This is a genomic window from Mesorhizobium sp. M7A.F.Ca.CA.002.05.1.1 (assembly GCF_003998335.1).
Taxonomy (GTDB): domain Bacteria; phylum Pseudomonadota; class Alphaproteobacteria; order Rhizobiales; family Rhizobiaceae; genus Mesorhizobium.
The window spans coordinates 1-1,881 of record NZ_RZQI01001059.1 but is presented as its reverse complement, the minus strand read 5'-3'; the positions used below and the strand labels follow the sequence as shown (position 1 = coordinate 1,881).

Below are 1,881 nucleotides of genomic sequence, written 5' to 3'. Positions count from 1 at the left end.
ATCAAATATGGCGGCTTGTCCCGCCCCGAAGGCAGAATACGCCTGGAATGGAATATTGAGTCGAACTCGGAACCATTGCTGTCGTTGAGATGGACCGAAACAGGAGGACCAACCGTAGTCGAACCCTCGCGAGTGGGATATGGGACGCGCTACATGCGCGCTGCATTGACGAGTCTGTTCGGACAGGCTCCCGATCTCGACTTTGCGCCGGAGGGACTGCGTTTCTCGATCCGCGGCCTGCTCTCCCGCCTTGCATCCGATGGTCGGCTCGGCTGATTGCGGCAGCGCCTGCCATTGGGCAGCGGAAGTTCCAAACAGTATCGTGATTGCCAAGCCCTTTCTTCTACCGCAGATCATCAGCAGGAGCCCGCCACCGGGCGCCGCTCGCGAAGGAGCGACGCACCTTGCCAAGGAACTGGCAAGGGCGCTGCTTGCATCTGTGTCCGCCGAAAATCGGGGCCGCCTGCTTGGAGTTTTGCTGTTGGCGCGTTTCTCAGGAAACGGCCTATAGGTGCCCCTCTGGGCCGCCGGGAAATCACATAAGCGCATTGTCAGGCGTTCGCCCGCCTTGATCTGCCGTCGAAGCGATCCTGAAGTTCCTCTTTCGGCACGGGTCGAATTGACTCACGAGGAACCTTTGCTTTGGCTCACTTCGCCGGCACGCAAGGGCGGAGCACATTGGCGAACCGGCGCTCTGACGGAGCGGGCATGACCTTACCCCGCTGCCAACCATTTGCGCGATTGCACAAACGCCGTGAAAGCCTTGGCCTCCATTGGGCGTCCAAAAACATAGCCCTGCAGGATATCGCAGCCTAGTTCCTTCAGGATGCGGGCGTGGTCGTTCGTCTCGACACCCTCGGCAATGACTTCGATGCCCAGCGATTTGCCGATCTCAATGATGGACGAGACCAGTTGACGCTGCGGGATCGACTGGGTGACGGGCGTGATCAGTTGACGGTCGATCTTGAGCCGGCGCGGCTGCAGCTTGAGCAGGGACACTATCGAAGCATGGCCGGTGCCGAAGTCATCGATCTCGATGTCGATGCCGAGTTCCTTTATGTGCTCCAGGTTCCACGTGACCAGGTCGTCATTATCATCGAGGAAGATGGACTCGACCAACTCAAACGAAAGGGTTCCTTTCTTGATGGCAAGCTTGCGCAAGCCATGGATCAGATCCTTGTCCTCCAAGCGCTTGGCGGAGACATTGACCGAGACGTGCGGGATGTTGAGACCGCTGCTCGACCAGTGCTCGAAGTTCTCTAGCGCCTGTTCCAGGACAGCGCGATCGATGACTGCCACGACGTTGAGTTCTTCGGCCACTTTAAGATAACTTTGGGGGGCCAGGATGCCGCGTGTTGGATGCTTCCAGCGCGACAACGCCTCTACTCCGACGATCTCAAGCGTGCGGGCGTCGAACTGCGGCTGATAGTATGTTGTGAATTCGGCGCGCTCCAGCCCGCCCAGGATTTCGTCGGCAATTTGCTTGGTCCGCACGATCTCGCTTTGCAGCTCTTCGTCAAAGAACTCGTGGCGATTGCGACCACGGCGTTTGGCCCGGTAAAGGGCGAGATCGGCGTTGACCAGCAGTTGCCTGGGTTCGGTTCCGGCGGCGATTCCGATGCTCACTCCGAACCGGCACGGATTGCCCAGAAAATCGACCGGCCGGCGCATCTGCGTGATGATGCGGTCGGCGAGCGCGGAAAGTTGTTTGTCATCACGCCCATGGCTCACCACAACGAACTCGTCACCGCCGATGCGTGCAACAAAATCACCGGGAGTCGTGTTGACCTTGATGACCTTGGAGGCGTGCACCAGCATAGCGTCACCTGCTGCGTGGCCCAGCGTATCATTGATCTGCTTGAAGCGGTCGAGGTCCAGATG

Annotated in this window: 1 protein-coding gene and 1 pseudogene; one reads left to right on the top strand and one right to left on the bottom strand. The window is 59.0% G+C overall.

Annotated elements, in window-relative coordinates:
- Nucleotides 1–276: pseudogene (locus EN939_RS38715) on the top strand (sensor histidine kinase); the annotation flags it as partial.
- A gap of 438 nt (nucleotides 277–714) precedes the next feature.
- On the opposite strand, the gene EN939_RS32395 reads toward EN939_RS38715, so the two are convergent.
- Nucleotides 715–1,881, bottom strand: a 1,167-nt coding sequence (locus tag EN939_RS32395; RefSeq protein ID WP_164751429.1) for a putative bifunctional diguanylate cyclase/phosphodiesterase, incomplete at its 5' end; no start/stop codon positions are given.